This is a genomic window from Rouxiella sp. S1S-2 (genome assembly GCF_009208105.1).
GTDB lineage: Bacteria > Pseudomonadota > Gammaproteobacteria > Enterobacterales > Enterobacteriaceae > Rouxiella.
Genome location: NZ_WFKL01000001.1, coordinates 1,530,761 through 1,549,424, shown reverse-complemented (window position 1 = coordinate 1,549,424; position 18,664 = coordinate 1,530,761). Strand labels below are relative to the sequence as shown.

Here is an 18,664-nt window from a genome sequence, read left to right as displayed (position 1 = left end):
ATCGGTTCCTTTTAATGTTGGCACTGACTGAGAAATTCCAGTTAACCAGTATAAGGAGCTCAAAAAGACAAACCTTGAAGCGGCTCGAAAAGCGGAAAAACAGCTTGCCCGAAGGACTCGGGCAATGCGGGAAGGACTATTTCGACGCCTTTAAAGGACTATTGCGACATGTTCAAAATGGTGCGGATATTCAGCGCCGTGGTGGCGATAATATCAATCGCGCCGGTGCGCAGCGCCCCGAGAATGGCCAGCGCCTTGGTGTTCTCAGCGGCGATGGCTATCACGCAGGGTATTTGTCGCAGCTCGTCAATGCTCAGGCCAATCACCCGTTCGTTCATCACTGTATCAACGTGCTGACCTTGCGCGTTGAAAAAGTCATAACCTGCCACGTCGCCGATCACACCTTGATTGAGGTTGGCGTCGATAATTTCATGCGGAGTGAACCAGCCCAGCTTGACCATGTAGCTGTTTTCGTTCATGTCACCGATGCCCACCAGTGCGATGTCTGCCTTGCGCGCGCGGTCGAGCGTTTCGTTAATGGTGCCATTGCGCATAAACGCCTCACGCTGGGACTTCTCCTCAACGTAGGCTGGGGCGTAAAGCGTTTCGCTGATGCCGCCAAACTTCTTGGCCAAACGACGGCTGATGTGATCAGCATTAATCGAATCACCGGGGCGGTGGGTGCCGCCGATGCCACAAATAAATTTGCACTGGCGTTCCGGCATACTGCCCGGATGGTCGGCGATGGCCGCCACATTGCGGCCCTGCCCGACGGTGACCACGGTATTGTCTTTTAGCGTAGAGGCCAGATAGTTGGAAACCAGTGCTGCGACTTGGCGACGCTGCTCCTCTTCGTCCTGATGGTCGAGGGCAATCAGTGCACGTTTTATCGCAAAGCGTTCCATCATCTGCTGTTCGAGACGAGTGCTGAATACCGGATGGTAGCGCACGTTTATCTCAACAATGCCCTCTTCCTTGGCTCGCTTGAGCAAGCGCCCGACTTTAATCCGCGAAATACCAAATTTTTTTGCGATTTCTTCCTGAGTAATTTCGTCCTGATAGTAAGCGACGGCAATCTCAGTCAGCAGTTCGTTATCTTGAATGACAGTTTGCTTTTCCATCCGGGGCTCAATTCTCCTGGCAAATTCTGCCTTTTTATACGCTAATCAGGGAAACTTGACTACAGCAGGGCATCGACGAGACGGGAAAAAGATCACGGGGCGGGAAAGTGAAGGTGGCGCAAACCTCGTGGGCCTGCGCCACCTGCTGCTGCGTGCTAAATTAGCGTTTTATGGCATCAATTTTCAACATGCGGGCAATCACAATATCCAGCTCTTTTTCCTCGAAGATCTGCTTCCAGTCCTCTTTAATAATTTTTTCACGACCATACTCCATCGCAATCATACAGGCATCAGAGAAAGGATTCGTGCTGCGGAATGCGACGGCCAGCGCAATTTGAATATGGCCGTAGAGCATGGCTTTAGCCGCTTCTTCCGGTACGCCGCAGGACTTAACGGTTTCGTCGAGTGCCTCTTTCATGAAAGAACCGACCATGCAGGCCACGGTTTCGACCAGCGTCGGCTCAAGATAGGCCAGCTGTTTAACGCTCACCCAATGCACCTGCTCAACCGGACCGTACATTACGCTGACCACTTTAGCTAATTCAGTGCGATCGGCATCGCTGCCCTGCTCATAGGAAGCCGCAACGTGCTGAATAGCCGCAATGCCGCCAAAGGCATCGGCGTGCTCTTCTTTGGTATAACGCTCAAGAAACACTGACGGATGACAAGGATGCGCCACCGCATACTTAATGTCATCACGCTGAGAAATCAGGTTAGCGTAGGCCGCCGCAGGGTCCAGCGTCAACAGAACAGCACCCGCTTTCATTTTCGGCACGATGGCGGTAGAAACGGCACCGAGTGCAATATCAGGCACGGCAAGAATAACCACGTCGCTGTGCGGCACAACAGTGTCGGCATCCGATATTTCACGACCCTGTGCGGCAACCTGCTCCTGCGCGCGCGGAGAATTCTCGCAGTAGAACACCTGATAATCGCTATTCTGGAAATTGGCAGAAATACGCATGCCCATTTTACCACCGGCACCCAGTACAGTAATTGTTTTCAATGTTGTCGTCATGATGTGTTCCTCACTTAATATTTAAAATTCAAAGTTGTACTTAAAAGAAGGGGTAATCGATAACCTGCCTGCCGATGCGCTATGCATTTCGCGACAGCAGGTAATCGAGGTTGTGACGCGTCCACGCGTCTTCCATCGCACAGGTTGCGTCGGCATCTTCCTGCCACGGCAACCAATGCTCAATAATCTGGTTAATGCCGCGCGACTGGGGGTTCACCTCAGCAATCATCGCGTCGTAATCCAGCAATCCTTCACCCAGCGGACAGCCGGCAAAGGTAAAGCCCACCCAGCCGTCACGACGGGAAAAGGCAAAGTCTTTAACGTGCAGATTCAGCACATAGGGCGTGGTCAGGGTAATCACCTCTTTCGGTGCTTCCAGTGCCGCCACGCAGTTGGCTGGGTCGAGACAAATGCCCAGCCACGGTGAGTTGAAGTGTTTCACCACCTCAAGATTGCTGGCGGTAGGAACCTGTTCATAGGTTTCGATACACAGCGCCACTTCGCTGCGCTCGAAATCCGGCAAAATCTGCGACAGCTGCTGCTGCGCCTGAGCAATCGTCGGACGCAAATCCGGGCTGTTAAACATTGAGCGCAGAATTTTGGCGTCCAGCGATTTAGCCAGATTTAAATACAGCCCGAGGTGATCCGCTTTCAGACCGCGCGTTCCCAGCTCTAGCACCACGCCAAGCGATTCGGCACGCTGTCTCAGTTTTTCCAGGCTTTCTGCCGACAGTTTTTCAATTTTGGGATAATCGCAAATTTGAAAAACCTGACCGCCCAGCTCGGCAGTTTGTTCGAGCATCGCATCTAGCCCCATCGGGACGGGAACACGGTCTGAATGTCGCCAAAAATAGGCGTAAGTACTCAGTCCAATCGCCATTATCCGTTCCCTTTAGTCGAGGCGTTTAACAGCGTGAAAGCTTCATCGAGGATGGCTTTGTAGGCCGCAGGCTGATGTGAAAACCGCCCGAGGAACAGTCCGCCGCTGCGGTGCCCAAGCTGTGAAAGTAGGCCCGGTCCAGCACTGCCGCCATAAATAACCCGACGCGCGCCGCTGGCATCGCGGGTCAATCGTTCGGCCAAGCCTTGACACACCTCACCGATAAACTCGGCCGAAGCCGGTTCTTTAGCACCGATCGCCCACTGCGGTTCATAGGCCAGAATGGCATCACCGTTCAGCCCGAGTTTTTCAGCCGGTCCCAGCGCCTGATGGGCCTGTTCAACCGCCTGCTCAATCGCCTCGGCGGCAGAGCAGCGTTCGGCCTCACCCATGCAGATAACCGGTATCAGTTGGTTGCGCAACGCGGCGGTGGTTTTATCGGCAATTTGTCGATCGGTCTCGGCAAAATAGCGGCGGCGCTCGGCGTGCCCAATTTCGACATAGCCACAGCCCATCTCATGCAACATTGCCCCACTCACTTCACCGGTATAGGCACCGGTGTCTTCCCAAAACATGTTTTGCGCCCCCACCCTCACCGGCGTGTCGCGAAAAGCTTCGAGCGTACCGGCAATAGCGGGTAGAGAAGGAAACACGAACAGCTCAACCTGCCCGTCGCGCGTCGCCGGATGGTGGCTGACAATTTCGGCTATCTGACGTGACCATTCGAGCGTCTGCTGATAGCCGAAATACATTTTGAGGCTCACCCCCAGCGTCAGTTGCGGTTTCATCACACTTTTTCCTCACGTGGTTTTACACCGTCGCCGGTTTTATCAGCAAACAGCGGCAGCAGTGCATTAACAATCAGCGCCAGCGACACGGCACCGGCATCCGGAGTCCCTAAACTCTTTTCTGCCAACGGTCTGGCACGGCCCACTTTAGGGCGCAGATGGGCGGTCGCTTTCGCCTGAACGTCGGCCTCCTGCGCCGCATGCTGCCACGCAGCACCAAAACTGTCGCCGCGCTGAACGCAGGCGCTTAAGGTATCGCTAAACGGAACCAGCACGTCGACCAGCGTTTTATCGCCGACCTTGGCTTTACCAAAGTGCATGATGCCGTCTTTCGCCTTGCTTACGCCTTCGGCGACAGTGTGCGCATCGGGATATTTTTCATCGCCAATCACCGTGCCCAGCGCGTTAAGTGCCATTCCCCACAGCGCCCCCGAGGTTCCTCCGGCGCGGTCGGCCCAGGCATCGGCGGAATGCTGCAATAATGTGCCCGCACCCGCACCGCGCAGCTGCATTTCGGCAGCTTTTTCCGCCGCCGCCAGCGCACCGCGCTCCATGCCGATTCCATGGTCACCGTCTCCGGCAACGGCATCGATACGCCCCAGCTCGTCGGCGTGGGTTACTACGGTCTGCGCCAAAGTATTCAATACGCCAACCAAACACTGTGCTGCTTTCTTCGATGCTTCGCTGGAAGGTGGCACGCTCACCGCCGCCGTTTCAACAATCTTTTGCGCCTCAAGCGGCTCGGCAGCAATCACCGACCCTTTGCGGAAGGCTGGCGCATCGGCCGGTGCACGCCACAGCGCTTCTAGCTCGTCGTCCAGCCAGAACAGCGTTAAGGATGCCCCCGCCATATTAAAGCTAGTCACAAATTCGCCAACTTCCGCATCGACCGCAACAATTCCTGCTTCATCCAGCAGTTGGGCAATGCGGCGATAAACCACGAACAGCTCTTCGTACTTCACCGAACCGAGACCGTTAAGGATCACGCCAACCCGCTGGCCCTTGGCGCTGGCAATGTCGTCTGGCAATTCATCAAGCAGACTTTTGACCAGCACTTCAGCCAGTTCGTCAGCGGTAGGAATGTCTGACTCACCAATTCCCGGTTCGCCGTGAATGCCCATACCCAGCGCCATTTTACCCTGCGGCACGCTAAATAAAGGATGGTCGGCACCCGGCAAAGTACAGCCGCTGAAGGCGACGCCAAACGAGCGAATACGCTGGTTGGCAAGGCGGGCAATGCGCGTAACCTCTTCTAATGAAAGACCCTGCTCAGCAGCAACTGAAGCCGCTTTGAATACCACTAGGTCACCGGCTACGCCGCGTCTTTTTTCACGCTCGGCCTTGCTGGCGCTGGAGATGTCATCGGTAACCAACACAGTTTCACACGGAATGCCTTCTGAAATCAGGCGATCTCGCGCCAGGCCAAAGTGCAGCACATCACCGGCATAGTTGCCGAAGGTCAACAGCACGCCGCCGCCGTTGTTGGCCGCACGCGCCACTGAACAAATCTGCTGGGCGGACGGCGAGGCAAACAGATTCCCCATCGCCGCACCGTGCGCCATCCCCTGCCCAACCAGCCCGGCAAAGGCAGGATAATGACCCGAGCCACCGCCAATCACTACGGCAACGCTGCCGGGCTGACTGCGCGTACTTCTCACCACACCACCCGGCACCTGCCGAACTTTAGCGGCATGCGCCGCAACGAATCCTTCGATCAGCTCATTGGCAAACGCCGAGGGTTTATTGAATAAATAGGTCATTTCACTACTCCTAGACAGCTTTAGCGGAATGCGAGTCTTTAAGGGTTGATGACACAGGCTTGGCCGGTCGCTGAGTTGCACGCAGCAGCACCATCAACAGAGCCGAAAGCAGCATAAATCCGCCAACGACCATCATCGGAACCGTATAACTCGAGGTGGCATCGTGCAGTGCACCGGTGACATAACCGGCCGAGAAACCCGCCACGTTGCCGAGGGTGTTAATCAGCGCAACTGCAGCGGCGGCAGAAGCCCCGGAAAGGAACTGCGTGGGCAGCGTCCAGAAATTCGGCAGCGCGGCGAAAATTGAACAGGCGGTAATAGTGATGACGGCAATGGTGGCGGCTGGCGAATCCATATACAGCGCCAGCGGTACGCTAACCCCGCCCACCAGTGCAGGCAGTGCGATATGCCAGGTTTTGCAACCACGTTTTGAAGCATCACGCGACCAGAAGAACATCACTACCGCGGCTACCAAATAAGGAATACCGGTGATCAGCCCTTTTTGCAGCACGCTGAAAGTGACGCCAAACTGCTGCTGGAATCCGCCGATAATGGTCGGCAGGAAGAACGCCAATGCATACAGGCCATAGACGAAACCGAAATAGATCATGCACAGCATCCATACGCGACCGCTGGCAAATGCCGCTCTCAGCCCGTGATGGCCGTGAGGGGTTTTCTTGCTCGACTCTTCTTTTTCAAGTTCAGTCTCGAGCCAAACGCGCTCTTCTGTTGTCAGCCATTTAGCATCTTTAGGTTTATCAACCAAATAGAACCAGGCAGCAATCCCCACCAGAATCGCCGGGATCGATACGCCGAGGAACATCACGCGCCAGCCCTCAAGGCCGAACAGCCCGTGCTGGTTAATAAACCACGCGGCCAGCGGTGCGCCAAATACTACGGTCAACGGCTGGGCAAGATAGAACAGCGCGAGAATCTTGCTGCGATAGCGTGCCGGCACCCATGCGCTGAGGAAGAAAATGGCGCCAGGGAAGAAACCTGCTTCGGCCACGCCTAACAGCAAACGCAGACCATAAAGCCCTTGCACGCTGCTAACCCAAGTAAACAGCAGCGACACAATGCCCCACGAGACCATGATACGCGCCAGCCAGCGGCGTGCGCCGTAGCGATGCAGTGCCAGGTTGCTCGGGACTTCCAGCAAAATGTAGCCGACAAAGAAAACACCCGACGCTAGCCCAAACTGGGCCACCTGAATGCCTAAATCGCTAATCATCCCATTGGGGCCAGCGAAAGAGATAGCGGTACGGTCGAGGAAGTTAATAAAGAACATCAGCGCCACGAAAGGAACCAGGCGCAAACAAATTTTACGAATTGCTGATTTTTCAGCAGTCCCAGGTACTGTTTGAGAAATTGTTGTCATTTTTTTACTCCTACTGCCCGCAGGCAGGCAAAGCATTAACTAAGGAGCTTCTGGTGTGCTGGCTGGTGCAGCGTTCAAAAGCGCTGGATGTCTTATCCGACGCTGCAAAATGGGCAGTGCTTGTAGGGCTTTTGCAGGCTTGTCTCATGGTCTCATCCTCTGACGGGTTTTGAGCTGTTCATAAATATCTACATTGAACATATGAACACTACCCTTTCCCTCTTAAATTGCCTACACCCCAACGTTAAAAGTGTGACACGACTCAAAAAGCCGATTAAAACGGATCACACCTGAGTTTACATCACATTTTGTTCAATACATTTACGCGGACGGCATCAGTTTAGATCATTCATCACAAAACATATGAACGATCATTGAACATATGATTGATTTCGCGCTATCTTGATTTTATGCGTTGCGCGCCCCCCAAAAAGGCCGGGAGCCGCAGCAGAAAGATGGCCGCTGTGTTCAATGCCATGACGCCACTCAACATTCATAACCTATTAATTAGGAAGGATAAATTATGTTACCTATCGCGATTGGAGCCGATGATGCGGCTATTGAACTGAAAAACATCGTTAAAGCTTTTATTCAGCAACAGGGGTTGGAAGTGGTCGATTACAGCCAGGATGCTAATAATCCGCTGTACCCGGATATTGCCTTCACCGTGGCAACGGCAATTAAAGAAGGAAAGTTTGAACGCGGCATTTTGCTGTGTGGCACCGGCATTGGAATGAGCATCGTGGCGAACAAAGTTGCTGGCATTCGCGCCGCCCAGTGCCATGACACTTATTCAGCCGAACGCGCCCGCAAAAGTAATGACGCACAAGTGATGACGCTGGGTGCGCGCGTCATTGGCCCGGAATTAGCAAAATCGATCGTCGCGGCCTGGCTGGCCTCTAATTTCGAAGGAGGCGGTTCAACCAGCAAAGTTGAAAAAATTGGCTACTATGAAGGTTTGAAAGGCGCTTAATTTTTCTGCTGTCAGCGGACTTTGTTTAACTGTTTATAATAAGGTCCGCCAACCGGTTTTATAACCTGTTGATATCTAAAGCCATAGCTCTGGCCCATCACAATAATCAGAAAAAGCGCATTCAATGTGTTAATAAAATGATGCAGTCTATGTACTCTAATTAAAACGTAACGACTTTTTGCTGTATCGATTCTTCTTAAGGAGTAAGAGATGAACCAGTTAGACGCACTTAAACAGCTAACGACAGTGGTAGCCGACAGTGGCGATATTGAATCCATTCGTCATTTCGAACCGCAGGATGCGACCACCAATCCTTCACTGATCCTCAAAGCTGCTGATATTCCACAGTACAAACCTCTGATTCAAGAAGCGCTTGATTACGCCCGTAGACAAGGTGGAAGCAAGGAAACGCAAATTATCAATGCTTCTGACAAGCTGGCTGTGAACATCGGTCTGGAGATCCTCAAAAGTGTCCCTGGCCGTATTTCAACCGAAGTTGACGCACGTCTGTCCTTCGATCGCGGCATGTGTGTGGCAAAAGCGCGTAAGCTGATCGGCATGTATGCGGACCACGGCATTGATAAATCGCGTATTTTGATCAAGTTGGCCTCCACCTGGGAAGGCATCAAAGCCGCTGAACAGTTAGAAAGAGAAGGCATCAACTGTAATCTGACTCTGCTGTTCTCCTTCGCCCAGGCCCGTGCCTGCGCCGAAGCCGGTGTTTATCTGATTTCACCTTTCGTGGGCCGTATCTACGACTGGTATAAGGCCAAAGAGCCAAACGCGGCCTACGATGCGACGAAAGATCCGGGTGTGAAGTCCGTGACAGATATCTACAAGTACTATAAAGAGCATCGTTATCAGACGGTGATCATGGGTGCCAGCTTCCGTAAAGTTGACCAGATCTTGGCACTGGCTGGTTGCGATCGTCTGACTATTTCGCCAAACCTGCTGGAAGAGCTGAAAAACAGCAACGAGCCGGTTGAACGTAAACTGACTCCCTCCACAGAAGCATTCCATCAGCCAGCGCCGCTGGCAGAAGAAGAGTTCCGCTGGCAGCATAACCAAGACCCAATGGCGGTTGAGAAGCTGTCTGAAGGCATTCGTTTGTTCGCTGTCGACCAGCAGAAGCTGGAAGATATGCTGTCCGCTCAACTGTAATTAACTGGAGTAGAACATGTCCTCTCGTAAAGAGCTTGCGAACGCTATCCGCGCACTCAGCATGGACGCCGTGCAGAAAGCGAATTCCGGCCACCCTGGCGCCCCTATGGGCATGGCCGACATCGCCGAAGTCTTGTGGCGTGATTACCTGAACCACAACCCGACCAACCCGCACTGGGCCGACCGCGACCGCTTCGTCCTCTCAAACGGTCACGGCTCTATGCTGATTTACAGCCTGCTGCACCTCACCGGCTACGACCTGCCGATTAACGAGCTTGCCAACTTCCGCCAGCTGCACTCCAAGACCCCAGGTCACCCGGAGTACGGCTACACCCCAGGCGTTGAAACCACCACCGGCCCGCTGGGTCAGGGGATTGCTAACGCCGTCGGTTTTGCCATCGCCGAACGCACGCTGGCCGCGCAGTTCAACCGCGAAGGCCACGACGTCGTCAACCACCACACCTACGCCTTCCTGGGCGACGGCTGTATGATGGAAGGTATCTCCCACGAGGTGTGCTCGCTGGCCGGTACCATGAAGCTCGGTAAACTGACCGCGTTCTACGATGACAACGGCATCTCCATCGACGGCCACGTAGAAGGCTGGTTCACCGATGACACCGCGGCGCGTTTTGAAGCCTACAACTGGCACGTCATTCGTCACGTAGACGGCCACAACCCTGACGCGATTAAAGCGGCTATCGAAGAGTCCCACAAGGTGACCGACAAGCCGACGCTCATCCTGTGCAAAACCATCATCGGTTTCGGTTCACCGAACAAGGCCGGCACCCACGACGTGCACGGCGCCGCGCTGGGTGCGGACGAAGTGGCCGCCACGCGTAAAGCGATTGGCTGGAACTATCCGCCGTTTGAAATTCCTCAGGACATTTATGCCCAGTGGGACGCCAAGGAAGCCGGTAAGGCCAAAGAAGCGGCCTGGAACGACAAGTTCGCCGCCTACGCCAAAGCCTACCCGGAGCTGGCCGCCGAGTTTGACCGTCGCGTTAACGGCAAGCTGCCGCAGAACTGGGAAACCGAGTCACAGAAATTCATCGAAGGGTTGCAGGCCAAGCCGGCGAACATTGCCAGCCGCAAGGCGTCGCAGAACTCGCTGGAAGCCTTCGGCAAAATTCTGCCGGAGTTCCTGGGCGGCTCTGCCGACCTGGCGCCGAGCAACCTGACCATGTGGTCCGGCTCGAAATCAATCGGCGACGACCAGGCGGGTAACTACATTCACTACGGCGTGCGCGAGTTCGGCATGACCGCCATCACCAACGGCATCGCGCTGCACGGCGGCTTCTTGCCGTACTCGGCGACCTTCCTGATGTTCGTGGAGTACGCCCGTAACGCGGTGCGCATGGCCGCGCTGATGAAAATCCGCAACGTGTTCGTTTACACCCACGACTCTATCGGTCTGGGCGAAGACGGCCCGACGCACCAGCCGGTGGAGCAGTTGGCCAGCCTGCGCGTGACGCCGAACATGAGCCTGTGGCGCCCGGCCGACCAGGTCGAGTCCGCGGTGGCGTGGAAATACGCGATTGAGCGCAACGACGGCCCGACGACGCTGATTTTCTCCCGTCAGAACCTGACCCAGCAACCGCGTACCGCCGAGCAGTTGGCGAACGTGGCGCGCGGGGGTTACATTCTGAAGGACAGCGAAGGCACGCCAGAGGTTATCCTGATTGCCACCGGCTCTGAGGTGGGTATCACCGTGGAAGCGGCCGACAAGCTGACCGCGGCGGGGACCAGGGTACGCGTGGTGTCGCTGCCGTCAACCGACGCGTTCGACAAGCAGGATGAAGCCTATCGCGAGTCCGTCCTGCCGAAAGCGATTTCGGCGCGCGTGGCGGTGGAAGCGGGCATTGCCGACTACTGGTATAAATACGTGGGCCTGAACGGCGCTATCGTGGGCATGACCACCTTTGGTGAGTCGGCGCCGGCGGAGCTGCTGTTCAAAGAGTTCGGCTTTACGGTAGACAACGTGGTCGCGAAAGCGCAGGCGCTGCTGAAATAAGTCTTTTATCGTCAGAGATTGTTTGAAGCAGGTCTAAAAAGGCCCCGGTGAAAGCCGGGGCCTTTTTTATGGCATCACCCTACCCCTCTCCCGGAGCTAAACCAGAACCGGACAGCCAGAAACCGGTGAAATGGGTGGCTACAGAGGTTTTCGCTTGAGGACAAATCTATGAAGATTTTGTCATCCACAGTACGGGCCACTGTCCACTCTTGCTATAGCCGTCACAGCTTGGTTCAGAGGAATAAAACGCAAGGCGGAAGGTTTTACCGTCAAACATCCAGCGCGAAGATACGCCGCAATCACCCAGCCCGCGTCCTTTATCAAAGATCGAAAGCATCCCTGTTTTCTCATCAAAATCAGCGTTAATGAGCTCGGGAGGCTGGTCGTCCTCACCCGTTTTAAACGGCAGGTCAAGCACCAGAGTATCGGCTTTATAAGGCGCCTGCCGCGAAACCATATAACCCAATACATACAGATTATAGGCCCCCATATCGCAGTTAACGGTCATCAGCGCTTTGTCATTGCTTAGCGGATACAGATGCACTTCCCGCTCCGAGGGGTCGAGGCTGCAGTCGTTATTTTCAATATTGGTGGCGGTATTTTGAGTTATCGCCGAGATTTCCCCTTCCGTCAGCGGATGGGGTTCGTTGAACCGCGGCAATAATGGCACCGCGGGCGCTGCTGGCACCGTTGACGGCGATTTATTGCCACGGCTAGCCCAGGCGGTTTTTGTCCCTTCGCGCGATTGCTGCTCGTCAATAGCCAACAGCGCCGCCTTTAGCCCGTTCAAAGAAATAGCAGGCCGCGTGCTCTGCGCCGGATCCAGCTTTCCAGCCAACTGAATGCTGCTGCCTTCGCGGATAATGTTCACAAAATCACCCACCACCAGACGGTTAATGCTGGCAATATGTTTTTTGCTCACGTCCCATTCACGGCGATTAAATGTGAGTGGCTTGCCGCTGAACGTGAGACGGTTGGCAATGGCCAGGTCTGAGGTCTGCTCGTCACCGTTGCGCTGATAATCAATACTGACGCTCGCACGCCCTTCCGGGCCGGCATCACGGGTTAGCTGCAACACCAGACCCTGGCTGTCCTGCGCACTTCTCGCTGAACAATGGTTTAAATTGTCGCAACTTACCTGCCAATCGTTGTAGATTCTTTGCATCGGTTGGGCATGCGCGTAGCCGGTTAACAGGGTTGCCATCAACAACAGCGGGGTGGATATCCAATTGGGTATCATTAGAATAAGCTCTTTTACGAAGTAAACCTTTAGATATTAACCTAAGCTGTGCAAAGACTCTGCCCGAAAAGCATCATTTTTTTACCAGTAAATAGAAATGGATAGCTTTTTAAAACGTAAAAATGCACTCACGTCAGTTTGGAAGACACGAAATAGTTTCATCATTAAGGGGATAAACACGTTTTGTTGCGCTGTTATACGCTTAAGAACACCCTGAGCTGATATTCTATTGATTAGCACCGGTCATAATATATAAAAGGTACAATAGGGATGGCGATAGTTCGCAATTTTAGTTTGCAGACCATAAAAATAAAAATAATTCTGCTTATGATTTCGTTAGTATCAGCCTCAGCGCTGGCGGAAGAACCGCCAATCGTGCTGACAGGAACCATTGGCCGTACTGCCGTAGTCGTTGAGCTGGATTTAAATAAACCCGAAGCCATAACAGGACGTTACTTTTATCAAAAATATCATCTCGATTTACCGCTAAACGGCAGTGAGCAGGACGGTGAAATTACGCTACAGGAAGGCACCGACGACTTTAACGATACTCCCCGACCAACGCTGCGGATAGAATCCGACGGTAAATCTGGCTGGCAGGGTACCTGGTCAAATCCTCAGGGAAAAATCATGCCCATCGCATTGACTCCAGCGCAATTGCCTGAGTCAAATCCCGATGGGTTCCTGACACGCCTGATCCACGAATCACCTTATGAATATTTGCGCCTGAGCGATTTAACGCTCAAGAAAGGTAAACAGCAAACCTTTATGGGATACCCACTGCAGTGGTGGCACGAGCCAGAATCAGACGTCTCGCTGTTCACCTTGGCCTCCGGTTACCCCGATGCCCAGCTTAATGTCATCAATCAACGACTGATGGCGAGAATGTGGCAGGAAGTCATTGATTACCATAGCTGCATGCTCGGCGCTAGCCAGTTTGGCAAAGGTGATTTTGAACAAACCGTAACGCCTGAACTGCTGTCGCCCACGGCAGTGAGTATTAAAATATCCACCAGCTATAGTTGCGGGGGGGCGCATCCCGACTTTGGCGATTCACCGCTTAATTTAAATGCCCAGACTGGCGCGCCGCTGTCACTGGAAGACATTTTGTGGGTGGGACAGGAAAAACCTTTCCATTATATGTATGCCGACGACCATGCGGATCAAAGCAGTAACACCGTTAGCTTTGATGATTATTCAAACTACCGGGAAAAGAATTTTGCACCGTGGTTGATTCGACAATTTAAACAGCTGTATCCGGGGGAGATGCAAAAACCCAAGGGAGATGATGATTGTGACTACAGTGATGCGGAAATCTGGTATTTCCCGTCCTGGTACATGACCACCAAGGGGATCCACTTCGGGCCATCATTCGCCAGAGCGATGCGTGCCTGTGAAGGGACCCGTTGGTCGGTGCTACCGTGGTCGGCAAGAGGCCAGCATGAAGGCGGCATTTCGCTCTCACTCCCTCAATAAAGAGGTGTTTTAAATCAGACCGAAGCCGCAACTTCGGTCTTTTCTTACTCAGCCCAAAAGGCCATTCAACTGCGCATACTGCAATAAAATCACTGCCTTACCGTCTTTAATCTCACCATTTTTAATCATCGCCAGCGCCTGCTTGAAAGGCACTTCGAGCACTTCAATGTCTTCATCTTCCACGCCACCACCGTTGTTCGCTCGACTCTCATCATGATACTCGGCGGCAAAAAAGTGGATCACCTCAGTGACGCCGCCTGGCGACATAAAAAGCTCAAACAGTTTTTCAACCTCGCCAACCTGATAACCCGTTTCTTCGATAGCCTCTTTACGGATACAGTCTTCCGGCGAATCGTTGTCCAGCAATCCGGCGCAGGTTTCAATCAACATGCCGTTGGCATTGCCGTTAACATAGCTTGGGATTCGAAATTGCTTTACCAACAGCACGGTCTGTTTTTTGCGGTTATAGAGCAAAATTGTCGCGCCGTTGCCCCGATCGTAAACCTCGCGTTTATGTCTGACCTTAGTCCCGTCTTTCTTGGCTATATCATAGGTATAGTTGCGCAGCATGAACCAGTTATCAGACAGCAACTCATTTTTGATGATTTCAATATTAGCGGACATAGCGCCTCGAGGTGAGTGACAGAAGCTGTTAATAGTAGAATGAGCCGAAGGGAATGAGAACGAATAGTTTGTCCCGAATGTTCCTAATATTGATAAAATTTGTATTCCATGCAATCCCTTGGCCATGCATGAGGGCAAGCGTTGGCGCGCGTCAGAACAAAGGTAGGCTACCCCTGTTCAATCGCGGTTAGCAGTTGGTCGTGATGCAAGTCTATCCACTGCGCGTTCAACGGGCCCCAGTGGGTAAGCTGATAGTAACCGTCGTTATTTCGAACGCCCTGTTGGACAAAAACCAGCTCAACGCCCATCCCAGGCAGGGCTTTCAGCACGTCCTGCAGCGTGCGTCTTGGCCATCCGCTCAACGCCATTAATTTAGGTACGTTTGGACGTTCATTATTATTAATTAACCAGCAAAGATAGAGCCGACGGGCAAAAACTGAATTCAACATAATCTCACTCTCAACGTCCCTTATATGCGAATAAATGGTTACTTTTTTAAATTAATCCAGCCATTAAGTGCAATCAACGCAGCTTCAGCGTTCCCCTAAGCCTTTTTTACATCATCTCCTTTTTTTCTCCACGTTTTTTTTAGGTATTGAAGGTAAAGTGCAGAGAGTTATAGGTCGCTTTTTGCGCCTATCGTGGCATCAGTCTGAAAATGAGTGTTACTAATAATTGCGTTTCGCATCGGATTGCATGACATAAAAGTAGGCTACTTTATCAGAAAGAACTTCATTATTATTTCCTGATGTCATCCACCCTGCGGGTGATGACGAGGCTTGTGACACATGGCTAACTTTTTTATCGATCGCCCAATTTTTGCCTGGGTATTGGCGATCATTATTTCTCTGTCAGGGGCCTTGGCCATTTATGACCTGCCCGTTGAGCAATACCCCGCCCTTGCGCCACCGAATGTGCGCATATCCGCCCAATATCCGGGTGCCTCTGCCACTATTGTAGAAAATACCGTCACGCAGATTATCGAGCAGAACATGACTGGACTCGATAATCTGATGTACATGTCCTCGCAGAGCAGCAATGACGGCAAGTCCCAGATAACCCTGAGCTTTGAGGCTGGAACTGACCCAAACGAAGCGCTGCAACAGGTGCAAAACCAACTACAGCAGGCGCTTAAACGCCTGCCGCAAACGGTGCAAAGCCAGGGCGTTACCGTCTCTAAAACCGGTGATACCAACCTGATGATGGTGGCGTTTGTTTCCACCGACGGCAGCATGAGCAAGCAGGATATTTCTGACTATGTTGCGTCGAATCTTCAGGACCCGATCAGTCGCGTGAGCGGCGTCGGTACGATTAATGCCTACGGCACGCAGTATGCGATGCGCATTTGGCTCGACCCCAACAAACTTAACAACTACAGCCTGACCACCTCAGACGTGGTGACCGCGATAGAAAACCAGAACAGCCAGGTTGCGGTCGGCCAGTTAGGCGGCACGCCTGCAGTTGACCAACAGGCGCTTAACGCCACGGTCAACGCACAGTCGCAACTGCAAACGCCGCAGCAGTTTCGCGATATCACTTTACGGGTGAACGCCGATGGTTCACAGGTTACGCTGGGTCAGGTTGCCACGGTAGGTTTGGGCGCCGAGAACTACAACTTCGACAGCCGTTACAATGGCCAACCCGCATCAGGCATGGGCGTTCAGCTAGCCTCCGGCGCTAACGAACTGCAAACCGACACGGCGGTGCGCGCCAAGATTAAAGAGCTGTCGCAGTACTTCCCGCACGGCCTGAAAACCGAGATTGCCTACGAAACGACGCCGTTTGTAAAAGCCGCCATCACCGATGTAGTAAAAACGCTGTTTGAAGCTATCGTACTGGTATTTTTGGTGATGTACCTGTTCTTGCAAAACTTCCGCGCCACGCTGATCCCGACAATTGCAGTGCCGGTGGTTCTGCTGGGAACTTTCGTTGTGCTGCATCAGTTCGGCTACAGTATAAACACCCTCACGATGTTCGCGATGGTGTTGGCCATCGGGCTACTGGTGGATGACGCCATCGTGGTGGTCGAGAACGTCGAAAGGGTAATGAGTGAAGAGGGTCTGAGTCCGCGCGACGCTACGCGAAAATCAATGGGCCAGATACAAAGTGCGCTGGTCGGTATTACCATGGTGCTCTCGGCGGTGTTCGTGCCAATGGCATTTTTCGGTGGCACAACCGGGGCTATTTATCGTCAGTTCTCGGTGACCATTGTCGCGGCCATGGTGCTGTCGGTATTTGTCGCCCTCACCCTGACACCCGCGCTATGTTCCACTATTTTAAAACCTATCGCTCAAGGCCACCACCACGGAAAGCGCGGCTTTTTCGGCTGGTTCAACCGTATGTTCGATAAAAATGCCCGCCGCTATGAGCGCGGCGTTGGGCGAATTTTGCACCACGGTTTCCGCTATATGCTGATTTACCTGCTGCTGGTGGTGGCGCTGGGCTTTATGTTTGTCAAACTGCCGACCTCTTTCCTGCCGCAGGAAGACCGCGGCGTGTTCACGGTGCAAATTCAGCTGCCGCCGGGTGCAACCATGGCGCAAACCACCAAGGTGGTCTCGCGGGTTGAGCAGTATTTCCTGACCCACGAGAAAAAAGACGTGCTGTCGGTATTCTCGACCATTGGTTCTGGGCCAGGCGGCAACGGACAAAACGTCGCCCGCATGTTTGTACGACTCGCAGACTGGGATGACAGAACCTCCGGTGCTAACACGTCATTCGATATTATCGACCGAGCGACCAAAGAGTTCAGCAAAAGTAAATATAACGATGCACGCATTATCGCCAGCAGCCCTCCGGCGATTAACGGCCTTGGCAACTCGTCAGGCTTTGACATGGAGCTTGAGGACCACGCTGGTGTAGGCCATGCCCAACTGATGGCCGCGCGTGATTCGCTTTTGGAGATGGCGGCGAAAAGCCCGCTGCTTTCCCGAGTACGTCATAACGGTCTCGACGACAGCCCACAGTTGCAAATAGATATCGATCAGCACAAGGCTCAGGCACTGGGTCTGTCGATTGCCGACATCAACAACACGCTGAGCACGGCTTGGGGCTCAAGCTACGTGAATGACTTTGTTGACCGTGGCCGCGTTAAAAAAGTCTATGTGCAGGCCGATGCGCCATTCCGCATGCTGCCTGAAGATGTTGACAAGTGGTTTGTACGCAACAGTGCGGGCAGCATGGTGCCGTTCTCGGCGTTCACCTCATCGCATTGGGAAACCGGCTCTCCGCGCCTCGAACGCTATAACGGCAGTTCATCGCTAGAAATAGTGGGTGAAGCCGCCAACGGCGTGAGCAGCGGTGCTTCAATGGATGAAATGGAACGACTGGTGGCAAAACTTCCGGCAGGTATTGGCCTCGAATGGACGGGAATGTCGTATCAGGAACGCCTGTCTGGTTCTCAGGCCCCTGCCCTGTATGCGATTTCGCTACTGGTGGTGTTCCTCTGTCTGGCCGCGCTTTATGAAAGCTGGTCTATTCCTTTCTCAGTCATGCTGGTTGTGCCGCTTGGGGTAATCGGTGCGGTGATCGCAACCTATCTGCGCGGGCTCGAAAACGACGTGTATTTCCAGGTAGGGATGTTGACCATTATTGGTTTGTCGGCGAAAAATGCCATTCTGATCGTGGAGTTTGCCAATGACCTCAACGTGCGCGGCAAGGCACTCCTTGAGGCGACGCTGGAAGCATCAAGGATGCGTTTGCGTCCGATCCTGATGACGTCATTGGCCTTTGTGTTTGGCGTACTGCCGATGGCGACCAGTCAGGGCGCAGGTTCAGGCAGTCAACATGCGGTAGGCACTGGCGTTATCGGCGGCATGATTTCGGCAACGGTATTGGCCATATTCTTCGTACCGCTGTTCTTTGTGCTGGTGCGTCGCCGCTTCCCGGGTAAAAGCGAGAATGCGACTCTGATTAACGACATCATTGAAACTAAACCGAATCTTGACAATGACTAGTCGATTGTTATTAATCAGGCATTGATGAAATAGAAAAGGCGCTAATGTATTAGCGCCTTTTATTATTGAGCTATACCGTATTAAATTGACCAAATCAAATTGAGTGACTGTCTTATTCATTTGTTTCAGTTAAAAACACAGTGTTACAAACAGCGCTCACAGCCTGCTTGAATTTTATCAACGCTCTTAGAGTATCTATAAAATAGTTGAAAGAGGCCTTTTACAAGATGAAGATATTTATATCGGGTTCCCACGGGTGAAAACAGATGTAACTACAG

Annotated in this window: 14 protein-coding genes; 5 read left to right on the top strand and 9 right to left on the bottom strand. The window is 53.1% G+C overall.

From position 1 onward, the window contains the following. Positions 1-158: 158 nt before the first annotated feature. The 6 genes from GA565_RS07140 to GA565_RS07115 all read right to left on the bottom strand — a co-directional run bounded on the left by GA565_RS07140 (position 159) and on the right by GA565_RS07115 (position 6,945). On the bottom strand, positions 159-1,121 hold the full coding sequence (locus tag GA565_RS07140; RefSeq protein WP_152197907.1) for a sugar-binding transcriptional regulator: 963 nt from the start codon (positions 1,119-1,121) through the stop codon (positions 159-161). A 160-nt stretch (positions 1,122-1,281) separates the two neighbouring features. After that, positions 1,282-2,139 (bottom strand): phosphogluconate dehydrogenase C-terminal domain-containing protein, encoded by an 858-nt coding sequence (locus GA565_RS07135; protein WP_152197906.1) that lies wholly within the window; start codon positions 2,137-2,139, stop codon positions 1,282-1,284. Positions 2,140-2,218: 79 nt separating this feature from the next. Then, positions 2,219-3,019: a sugar phosphate isomerase/epimerase gene (locus tag GA565_RS07130; RefSeq protein WP_152197905.1), complete on the bottom strand. Its 801-nt coding sequence runs from the start codon at positions 3,017-3,019 to the stop codon at positions 2,219-2,221. Beyond that, positions 3,019-3,807 (bottom strand): triose-phosphate isomerase family protein, encoded by a 789-nt coding sequence (locus tag GA565_RS07125; protein WP_152201355.1) that lies wholly within the window; start codon positions 3,805-3,807, stop codon positions 3,019-3,021. Before GA565_RS07125 ends, GA565_RS07130 begins: the two co-directional genes overlap by 1 nt. Continuing rightward, positions 3,807-5,567, bottom strand: coding sequence for a dihydroxyacetone kinase family protein (locus GA565_RS07120; protein ID WP_152197904.1), 1,761 nt, complete (start codon positions 5,565-5,567; stop codon positions 3,807-3,809). The genes GA565_RS07125 and GA565_RS07120 overlap by 1 nt, the downstream gene beginning before the upstream one ends. A gap of 10 nt (positions 5,568-5,577) precedes the next feature. After that, complete coding sequence (locus tag GA565_RS07115; protein WP_152197903.1) at positions 5,578-6,945, bottom strand: MFS transporter; 1,368 nt, start codon at positions 6,943-6,945, stop codon at positions 5,578-5,580. Between the two features lie 523 nt (positions 6,946-7,468). On the opposite strand from GA565_RS07115, the gene rpiB reads away from it, so the two are divergent. The 3 genes from rpiB to tkt all read left to right on the top strand — a co-directional run bounded on the left by rpiB (position 7,469) and on the right by tkt (position 11,090). Further along, complete coding sequence (gene rpiB, locus GA565_RS07110; RefSeq protein ID WP_152197902.1) at positions 7,469-7,918, top strand: ribose 5-phosphate isomerase B; 450 nt, start codon at positions 7,469-7,471, stop codon at positions 7,916-7,918. A 210-nt stretch (positions 7,919-8,128) separates the two neighbouring features. After that, positions 8,129-9,079 (top strand): transaldolase, encoded by a 951-nt coding sequence (gene tal, locus GA565_RS07105; RefSeq protein ID WP_152197901.1) that lies wholly within the window; start codon positions 8,129-8,131, stop codon positions 9,077-9,079. Positions 9,080-9,095: 16 nt separating this feature from the next. Continuing rightward, a complete protein-coding gene (gene tkt / locus GA565_RS07100) occupies positions 9,096-11,090 on the top strand; it encodes a transketolase (RefSeq protein ID WP_152197546.1) in 1,995 nt (664 codons plus the stop codon). A gap of 166 nt (positions 11,091-11,256) precedes the next feature. Here tkt and GA565_RS07095 read toward each other — a convergent pair whose 3' ends face one another. Beyond that, positions 11,257-12,330 carry a DUF1176 domain-containing protein gene (locus tag GA565_RS07095; protein WP_193311881.1) on the bottom strand — a complete coding sequence of 358 codons (1,074 nt, stop codon included), beginning with the start codon at positions 12,328-12,330 and terminating at the stop codon, positions 11,257-11,259. 327 nt (positions 12,331-12,657) lie between these two features. On the opposite strand from GA565_RS07095, the gene GA565_RS07090 reads away from it, so the two are divergent. After that, entirely contained in the window at positions 12,658-13,806 is a 1,149-nt protein-coding gene (locus tag GA565_RS07090) for a hypothetical protein (protein ID WP_226950922.1), read from the top strand. Positions 13,807-13,854: 48 nt separating this feature from the next. On the opposite strand, the gene nudK is transcribed toward GA565_RS07090, so the two are convergent. Then, entirely contained in the window at positions 13,855-14,430 is a 576-nt protein-coding gene (gene nudK, locus GA565_RS07085; RefSeq protein ID WP_152197900.1) for a GDP-mannose pyrophosphatase NudK, read from the bottom strand. Positions 14,431-14,597: 167 nt separating this feature from the next. Continuing rightward, the gene (locus GA565_RS07080) at positions 14,598-14,882 is read right to left on the bottom strand and encodes a helix-turn-helix domain-containing protein (protein WP_193311971.1); all 285 of its coding nucleotides are present in this window, start codon (positions 14,880-14,882) and stop codon (positions 14,598-14,600) included. A 336-nt stretch (positions 14,883-15,218) separates the two neighbouring features. Between GA565_RS07080 and acrD the strand changes: the two genes are divergently transcribed. Beyond that, on the top strand, positions 15,219-18,386 hold the full coding sequence (acrD, locus tag GA565_RS07075) for a multidrug efflux RND transporter permease AcrD (protein ID WP_152197898.1): 3,168 nt from the start codon (positions 15,219-15,221) through the stop codon (positions 18,384-18,386). Positions 18,387-18,664 lie beyond the last annotated feature (278 nt).